Annotated in this window: 18 protein-coding genes and 2 tRNA genes; 9 read left to right on the forward strand and 11 right to left on the reverse strand. The window is 39.6% G+C overall.

Features of this window, described 5'->3' with window-relative positions; all coding sequences use genetic code 11:
• The first annotated feature begins 223 nt into the window (after window positions 1-223).
• From HH219_RS05725 to def, 7 genes are all read left to right on the forward strand, one after another.
• Entirely contained in the window at window positions 224-1,408 is a 1,185-nt protein-coding gene (locus tag HH219_RS05725; protein ID WP_169326885.1) for an NAD(P)/FAD-dependent oxidoreductase, read from the forward strand.
• A 354-nt stretch (window positions 1,409-1,762) separates the two neighbouring features.
• On the forward strand, window positions 1,763-2,953 hold the full coding sequence (locus tag HH219_RS05730) for an RNA ligase RtcB family protein (RefSeq protein WP_169326886.1): 1,191 nt from the start codon (window positions 1,763-1,765) through the stop codon (window positions 2,951-2,953).
• A complete protein-coding gene (prfH, locus tag HH219_RS05735) occupies window positions 2,950-3,636 on the forward strand; it encodes a peptide chain release factor H (RefSeq protein WP_169326887.1) in 687 nt (228 codons plus the stop codon). Before HH219_RS05730 ends, prfH begins: the two co-directional genes overlap by 4 nt.
• A 14-nt stretch (window positions 3,637-3,650) precedes the next feature.
• Window positions 3,651-3,980, forward strand: a complete 330-nt coding sequence (locus HH219_RS05740) for a phosphotyrosine protein phosphatase (protein ID WP_349251608.1) — start codon at window positions 3,651-3,653, stop codon at window positions 3,978-3,980.
• Between the two features lie 194 nt (window positions 3,981-4,174).
• Window positions 4,175-4,816, forward strand: a complete 642-nt coding sequence (locus HH219_RS05745) for an RNA ligase family protein (protein ID WP_169326889.1) — start codon at window positions 4,175-4,177, stop codon at window positions 4,814-4,816.
• Window position 4,817: 1 nt separating this feature from the next.
• Window positions 4,818-6,080, forward strand: coding sequence for an AAA family ATPase (locus HH219_RS05750; protein ID WP_169326890.1), 1,263 nt, complete (start codon window positions 4,818-4,820; stop codon window positions 6,078-6,080).
• Between the two features lie 192 nt (window positions 6,081-6,272).
• Window positions 6,273-6,776, forward strand: coding sequence for a peptide deformylase (gene def, locus HH219_RS05755; RefSeq protein ID WP_169326891.1), 504 nt, complete (start codon window positions 6,273-6,275; stop codon window positions 6,774-6,776).
• Between the two features lie 195 nt (window positions 6,777-6,971).
• Here the strand turns inward: def and HH219_RS05760 are convergent, their stop codons facing one another.
• The 7 genes from HH219_RS05760 to HH219_RS05790 form a co-directional block, all read right to left on the reverse strand.
• Window positions 6,972-7,982, reverse strand: a complete 1,011-nt coding sequence (locus tag HH219_RS05760) for a hypothetical protein (RefSeq protein ID WP_169326892.1) — start codon at window positions 7,980-7,982, stop codon at window positions 6,972-6,974.
• A 35-nt stretch (window positions 7,983-8,017) separates the two neighbouring features.
• Window positions 8,018-8,845: a nucleotidyltransferase domain-containing protein gene (locus HH219_RS05765; RefSeq protein WP_169326893.1), complete on the reverse strand. Its 828-nt coding sequence runs from the start codon at window positions 8,843-8,845 to the stop codon at window positions 8,018-8,020.
• The gene (locus HH219_RS05770) at window positions 8,832-10,109 is read right to left on the reverse strand and encodes a multifunctional CCA addition/repair protein (RefSeq protein ID WP_169326894.1); all 1,278 of its coding nucleotides are present in this window, start codon (window positions 10,107-10,109) and stop codon (window positions 8,832-8,834) included. The genes HH219_RS05765 and HH219_RS05770 overlap by 14 nt, the downstream gene beginning before the upstream one ends.
• A 38-nt stretch (window positions 10,110-10,147) precedes the next feature.
• Window positions 10,148-11,197, reverse strand: coding sequence for an RNA 3'-terminal phosphate cyclase (gene rtcA, locus HH219_RS05775; protein WP_169326895.1), 1,050 nt, complete (start codon window positions 11,195-11,197; stop codon window positions 10,148-10,150).
• 10 nt (window positions 11,198-11,207) lie between these two features.
• Complete coding sequence (locus HH219_RS05780; protein ID WP_169326896.1) at window positions 11,208-12,431, reverse strand: RtcB family protein; 1,224 nt, start codon at window positions 12,429-12,431, stop codon at window positions 11,208-11,210.
• 55 nt (window positions 12,432-12,486) lie between these two features.
• Window positions 12,487-13,656, reverse strand: a complete 1,170-nt coding sequence (locus HH219_RS05785; protein ID WP_169326897.1) for a slipin family protein — start codon at window positions 13,654-13,656, stop codon at window positions 12,487-12,489.
• A 253-nt stretch (window positions 13,657-13,909) separates the two neighbouring features.
• A tRNA-Leu gene (locus HH219_RS05790) sits at window positions 13,910-13,979 on the reverse strand.
• A gap of 253 nt (window positions 13,980-14,232) precedes the next feature.
• On the opposite strand from HH219_RS05790, the gene rtcR reads away from it, so the two are divergent.
• Both rtcR and HH219_RS05800 read left to right on the forward strand, forming a co-directional pair.
• A complete protein-coding gene (gene rtcR / locus HH219_RS05795; protein ID WP_169326898.1) occupies window positions 14,233-15,837 on the forward strand; it encodes an RNA repair transcriptional activator RtcR in 1,605 nt (534 codons plus the stop codon).
• Between the two features lie 278 nt (window positions 15,838-16,115).
• Window positions 16,116-16,192 (forward strand) — tRNA-Ile (locus HH219_RS05800).
• Between the two features lie 48 nt (window positions 16,193-16,240).
• Here HH219_RS05800 and HH219_RS05805 read toward each other — a convergent pair.
• The 4 genes from HH219_RS05805 to HH219_RS05820 all read right to left on the reverse strand — a co-directional run bounded on the left by HH219_RS05805 (window position 16,241) and on the right by HH219_RS05820 (window position 19,944).
• Window positions 16,241-16,663 (reverse strand): hypothetical protein, encoded by a 423-nt coding sequence (locus tag HH219_RS05805; RefSeq protein ID WP_152960623.1) that lies wholly within the window; start codon window positions 16,661-16,663, stop codon window positions 16,241-16,243.
• A gap of 133 nt (window positions 16,664-16,796) precedes the next feature.
• On the reverse strand, window positions 16,797-18,023 hold the full coding sequence (arsJ, locus tag HH219_RS05810; RefSeq protein WP_169326899.1) for an organoarsenical effux MFS transporter ArsJ: 1,227 nt from the start codon (window positions 18,021-18,023) through the stop codon (window positions 16,797-16,799).
• 5 nt (window positions 18,024-18,028) lie between these two features.
• On the reverse strand, window positions 18,029-19,039 hold the full coding sequence (locus tag HH219_RS05815; protein WP_169326900.1) for an ArsJ-associated glyceraldehyde-3-phosphate dehydrogenase: 1,011 nt from the start codon (window positions 19,037-19,039) through the stop codon (window positions 18,029-18,031).
• Window positions 19,040-19,107: 68 nt separating this feature from the next.
• Window positions 19,108-19,944: a metalloregulator ArsR/SmtB family transcription factor gene (locus tag HH219_RS05820; RefSeq protein ID WP_169326901.1), complete on the reverse strand. Its 837-nt coding sequence runs from the start codon at window positions 19,942-19,944 to the stop codon at window positions 19,108-19,110.
• Between the last annotated feature and the right edge of the window lie 641 nt (window positions 19,945-20,585).

Consider the following 20,585-nt stretch of genomic DNA (forward strand, 5'->3'; position numbering starts at 1 on the left):
GTTTTGTTATGTATGTCTCTACTTTGGTTATATGGAGATGTTTAAATGGCCAAATTTACTTATCTAATTGATTTTTAGCCTAGTATTTAATTATAAAGTGCTGGTTTTTTATTTTTATTATATTGTATCAGTTATATTTGTTGCTGTTATAAAAACAATCAAAGTTCTCCGCTGAGGTGTGAAACTTGTTATAATTAGCCAAATTTTTTAATGAGATTAACAAATGACCCAAGTAGATGTAATTGTAATAGGCGCCGGTGCCGCAGGATTGATGTGTGCAGCACAAGCAGGTTACCGTGGCCGCAGTGTTACAGTACTTGATATGGGTAAAAAGCCCGGTCGTAAAATTCTCATTAGTGGTGGCGGGCGTTGTAACTTTACTAACGAAAACGCCAGCCCAGAAAACTACCTATGTGGTAACCCACATTTTGTAAAGTCGTGTTTAAGTCGTTATACCCAGCATGACTTTATTGAGCTGGTAGACCGTCACGGTTTGGCGTATCACCATAAAACTCTTGGCCAGTTATTTTGTGATAACAGCGCCCAAGACATTGTTAATATTTTATTGACCGAATGCGAGTGGGCGGGTGTTAATGTTGCGTTGCGTAACGAAGTGCTGAACGTAGAAAAAACGGATAGCGGCTATCTCGTGATCACTGAGCAACAATCATATACGTGTGAATCGCTAGTGGTCGCCGCTGGTGGCTTAACCATGCCAAAGCTAGGTGCAACGCCAATAGGGTATAAAATTGCTGAGCAGTTTGGCTTAAATATTTTACCAACCATGGCGGCGTTAGTGCCATTTACGTTGCACCAACATGACAAAGACCGCTTTGAAGGGCTCTCAGGTATCAGTATTCCTTGTGTTGTGAGTAGTGAAGACGGCACTCGCTTTAAAGAAAACATCCTGTTTACTCACCGTGGTTTATCAGGCCCTGCTATTTTACAAATTAGCTCGTTTTGGCGTGCAGGGCAGGCGGTCACAATTAACTTATTACCAGAGCTTGATTTAAAAGAGCAATTAGCAACATGGCGAGAAACCCAAGCACAAAAATCATTAAAAAACAGCCTCGCGACTATTTTGCCAAAACGCTTTATTGAAATATTACACGAGAGTAAAGCAATCCCAGATTGTAACGTAAACCAGCTCACCCACAGCCAAATTGACGAGCTAGCCAATTACATTCATAACTGGCAAATTAAACCCAACGGCACCGAAGGCTACCGCACCGCCGAAGTAACATTAGGCGGCGTAGACACCGACGAACTCAGCTCAAAAACCTTCGAAGCTAAAAAAGCCCAAGGCCTGTATTTTATAGGCGAAGTTACCGATGTAACAGGTTGGCTAGGCGGTTATAACTTCCAATACGCATGGAGCTGCGGCTTCGCAGCAGGGCAGTATTGTTAGGTTTAACACTATGTAATACAGCACATAAAGCAAACATAAAATAAATTTATGTTTGCTTTATGTGCAAAAACTGATTACCATGCGCTCGTTCAATTATTCAGCACTAATCCTAAGTGTTGGGTTCATCAACTAACTGTGAAGGAGAAAATACTATGACATTTACATCAACATCCTTTGCAGGTCTTATCCGATAAGAAACCGGTTACTTAGCTACGTATTTATATATTAAGTACATTTAGGTAAACATTGCGTTTAAACGCGTTCCTTTCGTTTGATTTCAAAATAGATCCAGACCTGCCAATTCGAATTTCGTTTTAATCCTATTTTTCTAATAAAGAAAAAGGAATTGGTATTATGGGCAAATCCGTCCAAAAAATTTCTGAACATGTGAGCCTCATTGCGTCTAAAAATACGTGGATTGAAGGGCTGGCAATACAGCAACTGATCAAAACATCAGAGCTAAATGGTATGCAACGCGTTGCGGGCATGCCTGATTTACACCCCGGGAGAGGTTATCCTATTGGGGCTGCATTTTTTACAACAAACAAAATTTACCCTGCGCTGGTTGGTAACGATATAGGCTGTGGCATGTCACTGTGGCAAACGTCAGCAAAAGTATCGAAAGTAAATTTAGATAAACTCGCCAAAAAATTTGAACATGTTGAGTTGCCACTTGATGACAGTTGGCTTGCGATTATTCAAAGCCGAAAAACGGCAAAAAACATAACTGTTAATGGTCATGATCGTACTCTAGGCACCATTGGTGGCGGTAATCACTTTGCTGAATTTCAGGCGATTGATGAGATTTATAATCAAGCTGCTTTAGATGAGTTAGGGTTGAATAAAAAGCACCTTCAACTTCTTGTTCATTCGGGCTCTAGAGGGCTGGGGCAATCAATATTGGTGGATCATATTGCAAAATATAATCACGATGGGCTATGTGAAAGCGATCTAGGTTTCAACGATTACATGAATAAACATGATGAAGCCGTGCGCTTTGCAGAGCTGAATCGTGAGTTGATAGCAATGCGGTTTTTAGAAGCAATACGCGCCAATGGTGAGTGTAGCTTGGACATTAACCACAATTTAGTCTCGCCTAAAAACATTGATGGCTGTGATGGTTGGTTACATAGAAAAGGCGCAACACCAAGTGATAAAGGCTATGTGGTTATTCCGGGCTCTCGGGGGGATTATAGTTACCTTGTAAAACCCATATTAGCAGAGCTAAACGATGATAACTCAGCCATGCTTGAAAACATCAACACCAATTTATTTTCATTAGCGCATGGCGCCGGGCGAAAGTGGCAGCGTGGTGAATGTCATGGCCGATTGGGTCATAAATATAAGCGTGAAGATTTATACCGAACAGCGTTAGGCAGCAGAGTTGTTTGCGGTAACAAAGAGCTGTTATACGACGAAGCACCCCAAGCGTACAAAAAATGTGAAACGGTTATAAGTGACATGGTTGATGCAGGGTTAATTGAAGTTGTGGCTAAGTTACGCCCGATACTAACCTTTAAAACAAATGGAGATTGTTCATCATGATATTACTACAGCTATCTGCTGGGCAAGGCCCTGTCGAGTGTTGCAAAGCTGTTGGTTTGGCGCTGAAAACGATTGAAAAGCAATGTCGAGAAAAGGGCATAAAGCTCGATATTGTTGAAACCGTTGCGACTAAAGAGCAGGACTGTTTTAAATCGGTACTATTACAAGTTGGTTCAGGGCAGCTCGATTCAACAACAGCTTATTCAAAAAAGGAAAGCCAAGTTAAGCAATTGGCTCAGTCATGGCAAGGTGCTATGTTGTGGGTATGCCAAAGTGAGTATCGGCCTAAGCATAAACGTAAAAACTGGTTTTTTAGCGGCCAAGTGTACGTTATTGATGAAAGTAAGCTTGATAACAGTGTGACTTTTCAAACCTGCCGTGCGTCGGGTGCTGGTGGTCAGCATGTTAATACCACCGACTCAGCAGTTCGAGCCACGCATACAGAAACAGGTATTTCAGTGCGCGTTGAGAGTGAACGAAGTCAACATGCCAATAAGCGCTTGGCAAGAGCCCTATTGTTTCAAAAGCTCGAAGCAACAAAATTGGACACAATGACACAGCAAGAAAAAGCACGTTGGCAACAACATTGGGAGGTAGAGCGCGGTAACCCAGTAAAAATATTTAACGGTAAAAAGTTTATTTTAAGCCAAGAGCGCTCAGTTAATAAGGGAGGACTTATTTAATGAAGGAGCATAAAGTGACAAATGTACTTTTCATTTGTAGTCGCAATCAATGGCGAAGCCCAACGGGCGAGCAAGTATGGAAAAATCATCCCGCGTTAGCTGTTAAATCTGCGGGTACAAGCCCTAATGCTAATAGAACGGTAAATGCTAAAACTATTCAATGGGCTGATGTGATTTTCGTCATGCAAGAAAAACATAAAAGCCGCTTAAAGGCACAGTTTACTCGACTGTTAGATTACAAAGATATTCATATATTAGATATTCCTGACGAATACCAATACATGGATAACGTATTAGTCGAAATTATGAAGCAGTCAGTGGGCAGCTATTTAGGGTTAACTTAACAGGCATCTTTTAATTAAACTTTAACTAAATCAATAAAGGATAAAACAATGTAATTCTGTCTTAACACAGCAACCTTAAATCTCACCTGTTCAATACGAGAGGGTGTGTATTGCTGTGCAAAATCACTTTGAAATGTTGAGCCTGTTTATGTTGCTGGCTCAGTTTTAGATATTGAGAAATAAGGAATTACATTGTGAAAGTTAAATATCCTCGCACCCCTCATTTACCTTGGTCGCCGGGTGCAACGAGTGATGATATATACCAAGGTAATACTAGCCACTTTGAAAACAAAGTCGTTGTAGTCACTGAAAAAATGGATGGCGAAAATACCACTATTTATAGTGACTTTGTGCATGCTCGTTCCCTTGATAGTCGCTTTCACCCATCTAGAACATGGGTAAAAGCGTTACAAGCAGAGATAGGTTACAAAATTCCGCACGGGTGGCGTATTTGTGGCGAAAACCTCTATGCAAGGCACTCTATTGGTTATGAATCATTAGCGAGTTATTTTATGGCATTTTCGCTATGGAACGAAAACAACGAATGCTTAAGCTGGCAAGACGGCAAACAGTTTTTTACACAATTAGGACTGATCACTCCAAAAGAGTTATATGTTGGGAACTGGTGCGAAAAAACGATTAAAAATATCGTGTTAGATACTAAAAACCAAGAAGGCTATGTCGTTAGAGTTGCTGATAGTTTTCACTACTCGCAATTTAAAAAAAGTGTCGCTAAATGGGTGAGAAGTAACCATGTGATCACCGATAAGCATTGGATGCACACTGACGTGATCCCTAATGGGTTATGTAATATAAATACGAAAAAGGAAGGTTAAGATGAAAAAATTAGCTGCATGGCTAGACAGCTTAGCTTTAAGCCATTCACCAAATTTTGCCGAGTGTGTAGGGTATTTGGGGGAGGTATTTCCTTTATTGCATCAGTTTGCTGAAACCGAGCAAGACAGTATCTGGCATGCTGAAGGTAATGTTGCCATTCATACTGAGATGGTGTTGAGTCAACTGTATGAAATACTCGCTAATGACGCTGCATATATAAAAGGAGTAAAAAGGCAGGTATTGATCCTCTCAGCTTTGTTGCATGATATAGCTAAACCAATAACCACAAAGCGCAAACAAATAGCGGGAGTTGAACGTGTTGTGGCGCCAAAACACGAGGAGATTGGTGCAAGCTATTTAGCCAGTAAATTGCTTGAGTTACCGCTTGAGTATGAAGCAATACGCGCCATTATGGGGCTGGTGGGTTTTCATCAAATGCCAAAACGTTTGGTGATCAAAAATCAAAGTTACAGTGATTACCTACACCTTGCACTGAATGCTAATTTGGAGCTGCTTTATTGGCTTGAATTAGCTGATATGAAAGGACGAAAATGTGAAGACTTAGACCTACAAATTGACCTGCTAGAGCAGTTTAGAATGTTTTCTGAAGACTACGAGCTATGGTTTGCGGGAGATCTTGCTCGATCTATACTTAAAAATATTCAGGTAAAATCTTCGTATGATGAGCAAGCATATTTGGATGGCTATGCTGTTCGACAATTGGCTACAGGCCAAATTAGTATGCCAGAAGAAGCGGTGGCGAAAAATTATCAAGGCGCTCAACAATACAGTCATCTTTTCGTAATGTGCGGTATCAGTGGTAGTGGTAAATCCACTTGGATTGCGAAAAACCTTAAAGGGTTTACGGTTATTTCGTTAGATGAAATACGTAAAGAGCTCAATGGAAAAAGAAGTTGCCAAAAATATCGAGGCCAAGTGTTGCAGCTGGCTAAATCTCGATTAAAAACAGCATTAGCAAATAAGCAAAATGTTGTGTGGGATGCTACGAATATCCGTAAAGACTTTAGGCAAATTATTTGCGAACTAGGGTTAAACTATGGTGCATTAATCACCATTGTCGCTTTGCAAATTAAGGAAGGTACAGCACGAAGCAATAACAAAAGTAGGCAGCATATTGTTGGAGATGACATTATTACTAACCAGTTAAACAAGTTTGAGTGGCCTTCAATAACCGAAGGACACCGAATGCTTATTATTGGCGAAAAAGGCAGTGAATTACTCAGGCAAGGCACATTTGAGTAAACACATGTTGTTTTGAATTTGCTCAAAAACCTAAGTAACCATTAGATGAAATTGTTACTTAACTCACTTTTAGAGAGAAGGGTTATTCATTTATACACAAGTACGCTTTATGTGTTACACAAAATCGCACTATTCACTCCTTTTGATAAAGACTACAATCCCGCTATGAATTTGTAAAAATAAAAGGTAAACATGGCAGTTTTAGACATTTTGACAGCGCCAGATCCAAGGCTTAAAGTTCAAGCAAGTAAAGTGCACGATATTGCATCAGTACAAACATTAATTGATGATATGTTACAAACGCTTTATGCGACTGATAATGGAATCGGTTTGGCTTCAACTCAAGTTGGCCGTACAGAAGCCATAGTTATTATTGATATTTCAGATAATCGAAATGAACCACTGATTTTAATTAATCCTGAAATTGTTAGTGGGACCAATAAAGCTTTAGGGCAAGAAGGTTGCCTGTCAGTGCCAGATTATTATGCTGATGTAGAGCGTTATACTTCAGTAGTAGTATCAGCTTCAGACCGTGATGGAAAACCAATCACAGTTGAAAGTGATGACTTTCTTGCTATCGTAATGCAGCACGAAATTGATCATTTATCTGGTAACTTGTTTATTGACTACCTTTCGCCGTTGAAGCGCAAAATGGCAATGAAAAAGGTTAATAAATACGTTAAAGCGCACGCTTAATCACGTCTACAACAATAATTATTGAAATAATGGAGCCAGATCTCGCGCCCTGCCTTTTCGCAAATAGGTTGAGCTAGTTATACTAAGCAATTCATGAAAATAATATAGTAGGACGTTGGCAGCTATTTAGGGTTAACTTAAAGAACCTTGATAGATATACGAAAGCGACCCTAAATTACAGGGGCGCTTTTTATTTTAGAATAATGTGGAGCCTGCAATTTTCCGGAGTGCAAATTTACCGCGTTCAGCAACGGGAGCAGCGTGATCCAATGATAGTTGTTCAGCAAGTTGTATTGATTCATCGCCTAAACTATCTAATTCTCTAATTAACACTTCAGCAGCTACGCGCCTCACGATTGAAGAGCGATCGCTGGCTGCGGATTTAAGCAGCGGAACAAGTGGTACTTGAATTGTCAAATACCGCTGTGCAATAACTGGCATTTCACGACCTTTGCAATATCGAATATCTGTCCATTGCCATTCTCTATCATTAAACCAAGATACTTCTTTGTTAAATAAGCACTTGTAAACTTTGGCACGAAGTGACGGTTGAATAGCATTGTGAGCGATGTCTACAAGGAAATGATCTATCGCACTCTTACGGGCAATTTGTGAAAATATTAAAGCTAACGGGCCTGTTGGTGATGCTATTAAATTTAATTTAAGCTTATCTAAAATAGAGGGGGTTGTGATTACTTCTAATAATATGCTTTTGCTTTTATCATCAATTCTTTTCCATGATGACCAGTGACTTAGGGTAAAGTAAACGACATCTGCAACATCGTTTTTATCAGTGTTTTCAATGATTTTGCTAAGTACTTCGCTAGCTGCTTGTCTTACTTGAGGTACCCAGTCGTTAAGCCTTCGACATACTAATGCTAAAACAAATCTATTTTGTGCACCGCCCTCTATACTGCGAAGTGCTTGTTCTCTTTTATGGCCATCCCAACTGCACAAATCAATCCATGTTGTTTTCGATGGAGTATTAGACCAAAAATTCCATATTTTTTTTGGCTGCGAAGAAAGAGCTTTTTCATATTCATCACGAATAAATCTTTCCCAGTAATCTAGATTACCCAATTGCCATTGTGATGTTACAAGAGAAACTGGGCATAGAGGGGGCCTCTTTTGAGGTGAATTAAATAATTTGACTAACTTTATTATTGCGAGGGAAAGCTCTTCCTCTAACTCATTTTTTTTGTTCACTTTTATATCCTTATCTCCTAAGTAAAAGCAATGGCTTACTTATCCATACTTCTGCTTAAAATATCAACAAAAAGTTGGTTTAATTCTTCAAAATCAACAGATCTTTTTTCAAATTTTGATGTGTAGTTTTCGTGTCTGGCTAGTTCTGATTCAATGAACTCATTAATTACAGGCACGCTTTTAATATACTCCTTTTCTAAACTGACGCGTTTTGATGCTAAAAGCGCTGATATTGCATTATTAAGCGGGGTATTGTCGGCTACTAATTTACGTAAAGTATCGAACTCGATGGGTGCTGGCTCGTTATATTTTTCAAGCCACATAATTGCAAGCAAAGGCCTTAAAACATAAAAGTACTTTTTCAGAGGTACTTGCTCTTTTTTAAGGTATTCGCGGAAATTGCCTTTAGCCATGTGTAAATAGTGATAAATCCCTCGTGTTGATGATGCGATGAGCGGCATCAATTCGCGCGCTTTTGTTGCAAAATGGTCGTCATCTACATAAACAATGGGTGATTGTAGCCACTCAATAAACGCGGGGTTAGATTTATAAAATAACTTTAAGGCTTTACGAATATCCCATCCGTTTATATCGATTTCATCGACGATTGGGTATTCAATCACATCGCGTTTATCTTCAAGGTTTACTGCTAAATACCAGTCTGTTGGGTGAGCGTAAATAAATCGCACGTCGTAATCGCTGTTAGGAGATTCAAACCCCCACGCTCGGCTGCCTGATTCTATCGCGTAAAGTACTTTAACATCATGCTCTAGTTCTGCGGCTTTTATTCGTCGCATTATTTCGACATGAATATCTTTGTCGATGTGTTTATGTACCGTATTCTCTTTTTTAGTTATTTTCATGGTTTGGTTCTTTATTTTCATTATTCTTAAATTCAGTTAGGTAGTCACGTAAACAGTTTATTTCCGCTTCGCGCATCGCGGTGCCAATATGTGGGCCGCTTTTACCTTGTGAAATAGCACGTTGTACTATGGCTTTTTTATCGAGTTGATGTAGTGCGTTTAATAGCGACTGTGCAAATTGTAATTGCGGATAGTCTTTATTTACAAAGGTCTCACCGCGGCCTTGTGCATCACACAAACAAGCTTGAAGAAACTGTAAAAAACGGTGTGGATGGACTATTGCATTCATTTTTTCAACAATGAGTTTGTGTACTTTTTTAGGTGTTAGCTCAAATAACGTGTGACAGCGGGTGTGGTTATCACTTGTTAAAACTGCCAGTGCTTTGAATTTATTAGGTACTTTTAAGCGTTCGCAAAATTCATTAATTATTTTAATGCCTATTTGCTCATGGCCGCGTAAATTCCCATACTGCTGATAGCAATAGGCTTTACCAAAGTCGTGGGTGAGGGCGGCAAAGCGTGTTTCAACATCAAACCCTAAGTCAGCAGCTCGCTTTAGTACCAGCATAGTATGAATGTAAACATCACCTTCAGGGTGGTGCTTTTCAGGTTGAGGGATGCCTTGCATAGATTCGATTTCAGGAAATAGCGCTAAGCCATTAAGCGCTTGAAAAAATAACTGGGGGTGTTTCTCGCTCAATGCCTTTTCGGTTTCATTCCATACACGTTCGGGCACTAAATGCGCAAGTTCGCCGCTTTCTTTTAGTTGCTTCATAAGTGCTTGAGTGTCTGGGTGTATTGACCATTGCTCGCCAAAACGGGCAAGAAAACGTGCAATCCGCAACACGCGCACGGGATCCTCAGCAAAGGCGTCGGTGGTGTGCCTGAGTATTTTATTTTTTAAATCAGCTTGGCCATTAAAAGGGTCGATAATGTTGCCTTTAGCATCCATCGCCATTGAATTGATGGTTAAATCGCGCCGGGCTAAATCTTCTTCTAACGTTACCGATGTGCTGGCATCCACTGTAAAGCCGCAATAACCTTTGCCGCTTTTTCGCTCGGTGCGGGCTAGGGCGTATTCGTCTTTAGTTTTTGGGTGCAAAAAAACCGGAAAATCACTGCCAACAGGCTGATAACCTAATGCGATTAAAGTGGCAGGTGTTTCGCCTACTACAACATAGTCTTTGTCTTTTGATTGCCGGCCAAGTAATGAGTCTCTCACTGCGCCGCCCACTAAGTAAACTTTGTTTAATTTATTATTCATTACCTTACCGTTGTATTTATTATCCGAATTTAGGTCGTTTAAGTCTTTTGTAATAGCGAAACATGCCACAGGGACTCTGTTAGTTGCTTTAACTTTATCTCCTTTCCTAATATATGTTTAATAACATTTATATTGGTTAGTGTATGTAGGCTTGGTTTCGTTGTTGTAAAACTGCCGCTGCCCGCCAATGCAATAGGAAGTAACAGTTGATCGGCTAAATGTTCTTCAACGGCCGCCTGAGATTGAATAAATGCATTTACTCTTCCTGCTGCGCGTTTTGCTACATTTTGAGCCGACACGCCTTTTTCTCCAGTGACTTCGAACACTGTGCGATGCGTTTCGCTATCAATTCCTAATTGAAAGCTGTTACCAGGTCCAGGTGTGCTCACATCTTGTACATAGCCAGATGCATCTTGCCAATTGAGTACTTTTTTAGCCGTGTTTATTTCGCGCTGTCCTATGCTTACAGGAAGTGAACTGACTAACGCCGTTAATGAACAGTTGCACATGTTTTTAGCAAAGTCAGCGCCCGCAGCGGTTAATTGAATAGGTGTAAACTTAGCTGCTGGTTGGATGCTTATTTGCCACTTTCCGCCGCCCGCAGGGTAAAACCCAAGCGCTGTTGTTGTAATGTGACAGTCAATGCCCATGCGTTTTAGTATGGGTAAAAATGACTGCTCTAAAAAACTCAAAGAAGGTGACATGCCGTTATGTGTGCCCCCTTCAAACGTCACGGTTGAGCTGCTTTGCGCCAGTGCCAACACGGGTAAAATAGTTTGGCAGACCAATACGGTACTGCCTGCACTCCCAATCGCAAAATGAAAGTTACCTGCTTTTATTTTGCCCGGCGAAAAGCGAATATGCGTTGAACTAAGTTCGACGCCTTCTACGCTGGCATCGCATATTTCTTGTGCGGCCAAAACAGATGTAAGGTGTTGGCGTAATAAGCCTGTTTTGTTTCTGCCGGCTCTAATATTGCAAAGCTCAATATTTTGCTGGGTTAGAATCGAGAGCGTGAGGGCAGTTCTTAATACTTGGCCGCCGCCTTCACCTTGTGAGCCATCTATTTTTATAAATTGTGTGGTCATATAATTATCTTCATCCTTTTACACAAACAATTTGTTTTAAGGTATATACCACCTCAACCAAGTCTTTTTGTGCTTCCATTACTTTTTCAATATCTTTATAGGCATGAGGAATTTCATCAATGACTGATGCATCTTTTCTGCACTCTACACCTTGTGTGGCGGCTATTTGATCTTCAACGTTGTACACCTTTTTGGCTTTTGTTCTAGACATAATACGCCCAGCACCATGGCTGCAGCTGTTAAAGCTTTCAGGGTTACCTAAGCCTCTAACAATAAAAGAGCGTGCGCCCATATTGCCAGGAATAATGCCCATTTCGCCTTTTTCTGCTCTTACGGCGCCTTTGCGTGTTACAAAACAGTCTTTACCAAAGTGATGCTCACGCGAAATATAATTATGGTGGCAATTAACCGCGAGCTCATGGGTTGAGAACACAACAGGTATTTGTTTACGTAATGCGGCTATGGCATTAAACATCATAATTTCACGGTTTTTGGCAGCAAAATCTTGCGCCCACTCAACGGCTTCAACGTAGTCATCAAAAAAATCACTGCCTTCTTCAAGGTAGGCTAAGTCCATATCGGGTAAGTTAATTTGATGACGCTGCATTTCTTTTTTAGCTAACTCAATAAAATACGTACCAATGCGGTTACCTACGCCACGGCTGCCAGAGTGGAGCATGATCCATACGGCATCATGTTCGTCTAAACACAGCTCTAAAAAGTGATTACCCGTACCCATAGTGCCTAAATGGTTAACGTTGTTGCTCTTTTTTATTGCAGGGTGTTTTTCACAAATACGTTCAAACCGTGCTTGTAGCTTTTGCCATTCACCCGCAACTATATCGGGAATGTTATGCCATGCACCTCTGTCAGCTTTGCTTCTATTGCTGGTTCTACCATGGGGAACTGCAGACTCAAAAGCATGCCTAATCGCCAGTAAATTATCAGGTAGTTGGCTTGCGGTTAAGGTGGTTTTAGTGGCCACCATACCACAGCCAATATCAACACCAACTGCTGCTGGAATAACCGCATTAACAGAGGGGATAACACTGCCAATGGTTGCGCCTTTACCTAAGTGTACGTCTGGCATTACGGCAATATGCGAGTGTACTAAGGGCATACGTGCAATATTGTTGAGTTGCTGTTGGGCTTGCTCTTCAAACGGCACACCTTTGGTCCACGCTTTAATTGGTACGCTGCCTTGGTTTTCGATAACGTTATAATTTTTACACATTTGTTTTTCCTTGATTCTTTTTATTGTTGTTTTTATTGAGAATAGCGCTAGCTGGTTAGGCTATTTTTACTACACCATTCATTAACCCTTCTAAACCGCCATACACGGTTAGGTTGTTTATTCGCTCAGCTACTTTTTCTAACGATTCCAGTTCTTTTAAGCGCATTAGTGTTGGGTTGTTTTCAATCACCTTGGCCGTGTTGTGCAAGCTTCTGGTGGCTGATGTTTCTTCGCGTCTTTTTATGACATTGGCCTCAGCTGCTTTTTGCGCTTCAACCACTTGGTTTAGTATTGTTTTCATCTCGCCTGGCAAAATAATGTCTTTTACACCAACGTTCGCAAGGGTGATGCCAATGTCTGTTAAAGACTGTGCAACTAGCTCTTTTACTGTTTCATTTACGTACAATTTATCCAACAGGATATCATCGAGCGATTTTGTGCCAACGGCTTCACGTAATGCTAACTGCAAAGCTTTGTAGACAAAGTCATTCACGTTATCAACGCTTCGCGCTGCAAGCTGAGCGTCATGTACTTTAATGTTGGCACTTAAATTAATGCGCAAGCTTACGCGGTCTTTACTTAGGATCTCTTGCCCTGAGATCTCGAGTAACTGCGTTCTGCAATCAAACGTTTTTAATTCAATCTCGTGGTTAAATTGCCAAAAACCATAATGACCAGGTGTGAGTTGTTTTAATAGTTGGCCATCTACATACAGTAAACCAACGTGTTCTTTTGCTACGTGTAAATCAGCAATTGGTTTAATCGCAACGGTACGCTCACTTTTAATTAAACGTGACGCTGTGTTTGCACCAGCTCGGTTAATTAAAAAAAGCACTTTATCGTCTAAGGTTATCTCTTCATCGATTGATATTTTCTCTAGGCGAATATCACCAGCATCTTGCCATAGGTATAATTGCTCGCTGGGTGCCACTATGCCTTCAAGTAAATCGTTAATGTACAGCAAGCCCACTTCGGTGTTATTTAACTTGCAGTGGAAAATATGCTCGCTTAATTGCGGACTATTTCGGTATAGCCTTTCGGCATTTTTCTCTGAAAAATAAAGGGCGTTTATATCAAAATAATCAAATGATAATTCATTCTTAAAATCCCAAAGCGTATGTTTGCCAGCTGTGAGCACATTGATGAGTTGTTGATTTTTGTACACTAGCACTCTTTGGTTTTCAGTGATTTCTACTATTTTTTTAAATAATTTTTTGCTTAACATTTTAAATTCCTTATTGTTTTTACTCCCCTTAAGTTAAGGGGTTAGTAAGGGTTAAATACTTTTTTGATAAAAGCTCAAAACGAGATTGCGATGGGGAGCATCCGGCTTGCCAAGGCTTATTCGTGTTAGGCGTTTATCAAGCAGTGGTACTAACTACTTACTAACGTATTTATATTTATGTTTAGGGTGGGACTTGAACCCACAACAAGCGGCATAACCGCTGCTCTACCAGTTGAGCTACCTTTAAAGGGTATTATTAAGGAAGGATTCGAACCTTCGCACACGGCACTGAGCCGTTGCTCTACCTCTGAGCTACTTTAATAGTTGTTTGATTAGGAATACGCGGCAACAGTGTTGAGCGCACCAGAGTGACTTTTTGAATCACATCCAATTAATCAGACTCCTATGTAATTACAAGTCACGTGCCAAGTGCATTTTAATGTTTGTTTTTATTTTTAAGTTGTTGTTTTAATGAATTTAAATTATTTTCATCACCGTTTTTGATTATTAAGCTTGATTGGTTTTTTGTTGTTATGTATTGTTTTTAGATATTAAGGTTATCTATATGGATATAAAGTGAAAGACACCGTTGTCGTTAGTTTAATTGGTACACAGTTAGATTATGTAGGTAAAAGATCTGATAGATGGGCTAAGTGGCGGCCCAACGTAAGTTTGTGCAGTCAAGATGATCTAATCGTTAACCAGCTGCATATGCTGCATGATAATCACAGTCACCGCCTTGCTAATAATGTTGCAGTGGATATTGAGTCTATCTCGTCTGAGACGAATGTTAAGTTGCATCAACTTAATTTTAGTGATCCTTGGGATTTTGAAGAAGTGTATGCAAAGCTGTTTGATTGGTGCCAGCACTATACTTTTGATACCGATAAAAATGATTACTTATTTCATATCACAACAGGTACGCATGTTGTGCAAATATGCAGCTACTTGCTTACAGAAAGCCGCCATTTCCCAGGGCGTTTGATTCAAACATCACCGGATCACAATAACAATAATAAATCGATAGGACGTATACAGGTCATCGATCTGGATTTATCCAAGTATGATCAATTAGCAACTCGGTTTGATGTAGAGCATCAGCAAGGTAAAGAGTTTTTAAAAGGCGGGATAGAAACTAAAAACGTCTTTTTTAATCAGCTGATCACGCAAATAGAAAAAGTAGCAATTCGCTCGCACGACCCAATGCTTTTAACCGGGCCGACTGGGGCGGGTAAAAGCCAGCTGGCAACCCGTATATTTCAATTAAAGAAAAAACGTTCTATGTTAAAAGGCACGTTGGTATCAGTAAATTGCGCCACGTTAAAAGGTGAAAATGCGATGGCTGCGCTCTTTGGCCACACAAAAGGGGCATTCACTGGCGCGCAACAAGCAAGAGATGGCTTTTTACTGACAGCCCATGACGGCGTGTTATTTTTAGACGAAATAGGTGAGCTCGGTTTAGAGGAGCAGGCAATGTTACTCCATGCAATTGAAAATAAAACTTTTCATCCTGTTGGCAGTGATACACCCATACAAAGTAATTTTCAATTAATTGCAGGTACAAATCGTAATTTGAAGCAAGAGATAGCCAAAGGCCATTTTAGAGCTGATTTATTTGCCCGTATTAATTTGTGGACATACGAGTTACCGGCACTTAAAGATCGAAAAGAAGATATTCCTGCAAATATCGATTACGAAGTCGATCTCTATGCTAAAAAAATGGGGCGCCGTGTACAATTTAACAAAGAAGCTAAAAGTACCTTCATTAATTTTGCCACATCAAACGAGGCTCTATGGACTGGCAACTTTCGCGATTTGAGCTCTGCAATTACAAGGTTGTGTACTTTGGCGGATTCTTCTCGGATCACGGTGGAAGATGTTAACGATGAAATAAAGCGCCTAAAGCAAGCGTGGTATCCTTACAATCAGCAATCATCTTCGAATGTGCTTTTACATTATCTCGAAAAAACTCAGGTCGATACATTAGATGATTTTGATATTAATCAGCTTGGCTATGTGCTTACTATTTGCCAGCAGCACAATAGTATGGCCTCTGCGGGGAGGGAGTTATTTAACGTAAGCCGCACGCTTAAGTCTCAAATAAACGATTCAAGTAGGTTACAAAAGTATTTGAGTAAATTTGGTTTAAAATGGAGTGATATCTCTTCTAAATCAAAGTAACGGTAGTTTAAAGCTATGTAATTTACCCCGATGCTTAATTATTATTTAGCTTAACCAAGGTCAAAAGATAGATTAAGCATTACTAGTTGTGGTTTTAATGTGCAATTAAGTGTTTTGCGATTACTATTTAAGCAGTTGGCTTATTCATTGTTAAAATAAAGGTTTTTGCTAGTGACAAGGCGGTAAAAACTTTTTATACTGCAACCCGCTTTAACCGCTCTTGTGGTTAAACGCTTCAAAATTTAGCGTTAGTTAACTAACATATGCTAATACAAAATGGCCCCTTAGCTCAGTTGGTTAGAGCACACGACTCATAATCGTTAGGTCCCCAGTTCGAGTCTGGGAGGGGCCACCACTTTTAAAGACTTCCAATAAAAATAATTAACAACTCTAAATGCTGTCATTAGGCGCGATGGTTAAACAATAAACCTGAGCTAGTATTCCCTGCTGATGAAAATAAATTCCCCATCAATGTTGATACGTTCTTTTTAACACTTATCTGTATTGAAATAAGCTCGCTGTCTAATTCTTGTTGTAACTCTGCAAGTTTAGTTTGTTGCTCAGTTTTAGACAGGCTTTTGTCAGTTTCAAGGCTCTGCATTTTATTTTGTAGATCTTTAATATTTTTAATCATTTGTTGTTGTGCGGTTTCAGCTGTTTCGTCACTGTCAGTTTTATTTTGAGTTGCTTCATCATCAATGTTTTTAGCCGTTTTAGTCGAAGTTGTTTGTTCTTCCGTGTTATTTGCTTGCTGGGTGTTTGCTTGTGATTGTTTTAAATAATTTGGATCTGTGAGCAGTGATGAGGGTGTTGTTGTTAAGTTCATTGTGCGTCCCGTGCGGCTAAAAATTGACATGTTTTTTATAGTCAAAAATTAATGCATTAACCGTTCCATATTTAGGGATAGTAGTTGAGGGCGTTCCTGTATCGTGAAAAATACAATACAGGAATAAACTAAATTATGGTGAGGGTACTTCGGCCGTTTGTGGTAATGCTAAAGAAAGTAAGGCGGCTAACGCAATAAACGCGCTTGAGATCCATAAACACGCTTCAAGCCCATATTGCTGATATACCCAACCAGATAAAACAGTGCCTATTAATCTTCCCATGGCATTGGCCATATAGTAAAAGCCCACATCAAGTGACACGCCATCACTATCAGCAAGGCTGACAATTAAATAGCTGTGTAATGATGAGTTAATAGCAAACACGGTACCAAATATCAGTAAGCCGATAATAATTGCTGCTTGTATATAAAAATCATAATGCAGCGCTAAGGCTATCAGTGCAGGAATGATGGTTAAGTAGCTAGCCCATAAAAATGCACTACGGCCATTGGGTACTTGCCCTGACTTTTTACCAGTAAAAGCAGGTGCAAATGATTGCACTATGCCATAACCAATTACCCAGCTTGCCATAAAGCCGCCAACCCACCAGTGATCCCAGCCAAATGTTGCAGCCAAGAATACTGGCAGCGCCACTACAAACCAGACATCTCTGGCGCCGAATAAAAATAACCGCGCCGCGGAGAGTACATTAATCGCTTTGCTCTTTGAAAATAACTCACTAAATTTAGCTTTGTTTTTAGCTTTGCCTAAGTCTTCTTTTAACGCGAATAAGCTAAATAGCCATACTGCTGTAAGCATGCAAATCATGGCAAGTATTGCACCATGAAATTCAAGTAGGGTAAGTAGTAAACCACCTAAAAAGAAACCCACTCCTTTTAGGGTGTTTTTTGAGCCGGTAAGTAATGCTACCCATTTGTATAGTTGGCTTTGTTCATCACTGGGAACGAGTAATTTAATGGCACTTTTTGCACTCATTTTATTGAGATCTTTTGCGATCCCAGAAAGTGCTTGTGCTGCCATTACATATAAAATACTTAGCATAGATGTTGGGGCTAATAACATTGCCAAGGCAACAATTTGCAATGCAAGACCAATGTTCATGGTTCTATTTAAACCAAAGCGAGCGCCTAACCAACCGCCGACAAGGTTTGTAATTACGCCAAAGATCTCATAAAACAAAAATAGCATAGCAATACTTAATGGATCATAACCTAATTGATGAAAATACAGCACGATCAACATACGCAGTGCACCATCAGTCAGGGTGAATGCCCAATAATTGCCTGTAATCACCAAATATTGTTTTATTTGCGGTGATAATGACGTAATTAGCCCCATGTTGGTTATTCCTTATCTGCCAAGCCAACTTTTAAAACGAGCTCTGCCGTGCGGTTTGCATAGCCCCATTCATTGTCATACCAGACGTAGAGTTTTACTTGTGTATTGTTAATGACCATGGTCGATAAGGCATCAATAATGCTTGAGCGAGGATCTGTTTTATAATCAACAGAGACTAACGGGCGCTCTTCATAACCCATGATATTTTTAAGTTCATTTTCAGAGGCTTGTTTTAGCAAGCTGTTAACCTCTTCAACCGTGGTATCGCGGTTAAGTTCAAATACACAATCAGTAATTGATGCATTTGTTAAAGGTACACGAATTGCGTGGCCGTTTAATTTGCCTTGTAACTCCGGAAATATATGAGTGATAGCCGTTGCTGAACCTGTTGTTGTAGGAATTAAACTCGTGCCACATGAACGCGCACGACGTAAATCTTTATGCGGCGCATCTATAATAGTTTGTGTGTTAGTTATGTCATGAATCGTAGTGATTGATCCATGTTTAATACCTATTTGCTCTTGGAGCACTTTAACAACAGGTGCGATACAATTAGTTGTACACGATGCCGCAGTTATGATTGGGTAAGTGTCTTTATTATAAAGGTGGTCGTTTACCCCCATTACAATATTTAAAATACCATTTTCTTTTACTGGTGCGGTTACTACAACGCGTTTTACACCTTGATCAAGATAGGCTTGTAATAAGGCTTTGGTTTTAATTTTACCTGAGGCTTCAATAACAACATCACAGTTAGACCAGTCAGTGTCTTGAGTTTTGGTATTTTGTGTAAAGCCAATAGCTTTACCATTAATAACTATTGTATTGGCAGTATGCTCTGCTTCGTGGTGCCATTTACCGTGCACTGAATCAAACGTCATTAAATGCGCAAATGTTTCAGCATTACCTGCGGGGTCGTTAATATGAACAATTTCAATATCGGCCCAATCATACGCTGCGCGCATTGTTAAACGTCCCATACGGCCAAAACCGTTAATACCCACTTTTATAGCCATTGTTAAATCCTTACTTGGTTGTGTATGTGTTTAAGTTTAATTTTAAATGAAACTCTTATTAATAGTCGTTAGCGGCAAAAGCTGACTTTATCTGGGCGGTCATGCATTACAGCTAATCTTTTTAAGTCGTCAGTTATTAAAGCAATGTTACTTTCAGTCGTTTGGTTAATGATTGCTTTAGCCCAATCAGGTAAAAACGGGTTGATTTGATAAAATACCCATTGGCCATTCTTTCTATCAGTGATTATGTTTGCTTTCTTTAGTACAGCTAAATTACGGGATACCTTAGGTTGGCTTTGTTCATTTAGCGCTATCATTAATTCACATACACATAGTTCGCCATGGTAATTGGCAAGCATAAGTGTTTTTAAGCGTATCTCATCCGTTAGGCATTTATAAAAAACAATGGGATCAAAATGCACTGGCTGCGCTTGTTCATTTATAAAAGTATTTTTGGTGAGTTCATCGTGTGTGGTTTGCTCGGTATTGTTTATTACCTTAAGAAACATAATTAAACGATTATTCAATTCATTAATAGTCATTAAAAATGGGTTTAAGCCTGAGCGTGTTTTGGGATCTGGAAGATCCCATGCAAGTTGATTTACTGCATATGGATAAGCACGACATTCTTGATTAGCTTGATCGCATAACGTAATAACGTAATCAAATTGCCTACTTTCAAAATACTTAATACTTTTTGCAAGTAGCGATGATGTTGGAATAGCAAATGTCTCTAAAGCCAAAAGCGTTCGTGGGTCGATAATGCTTGGTGTAGTACCCGCACTATATACTTCAAACCGCTCATTTGCTTTATGGCGTAGTAGAGCCTCAGCAATTTGTGAACGTGCTGAGTTTTCAGTACATATAAACAGCACTGTTATTTTTGGTTTACAACTGTTAGGCATTAAAGAGTGTATCAATCAGGTGTTTTTCAATATTGTATATATGAAATTTCATATATACAAATGGTTTTGCTGTTTTTTTGTCCGATGTGGTGACTTGTTCAAGTGCACCTTGCTCTAATTATTAAATACTGGCTTAGTTTAGATGTGTTTTCGAACGTTTCGTTTGATATTTGCTCGAACAGTACTTTATTTCAATTTTTCTTTAAAAAACGCTTGCGTAAAATCAGCCGCGCCCTATAATGCGACCCCACTGAGACGGCAGACAGCAACGCTTAGCGGGGCAAGAGTTAATCAGTGAGTCGAGTAAAACTTGAGTTTGAATTTTTATAAAGTTTAAATTTAAGTGTTGACAAAAAAAGTGGAAAGCGTAGTATGCGCATCCCTAGCGAGATAAAGTTTAACTTTAATCGCAACGTTCTTTAACAATATAAAGCAATCATCTGTGTGGGCACTCGTACAGATTGAGTTCTAACAGCCGAGCTTAGCTTTCTTTTTAGATAGCTAAGCAAGGCAAAAAAAATTTAGAGTCTCAATGTGATTTCTCGAAAGAGAAACTGAGTGACCAACAGAATAGTTATTTTTAATAATTATTCGGCACAGTCAATTCAATATCGAAAGATATTAAATAAATTCAGAATTCA

This window comes from Pseudoalteromonas sp. NEC-BIFX-2020_015 (assembly GCF_012952265.1).
GTDB lineage: Bacteria > Pseudomonadota > Gammaproteobacteria > Enterobacterales > Alteromonadaceae > Pseudoalteromonas > Pseudoalteromonas neustonica.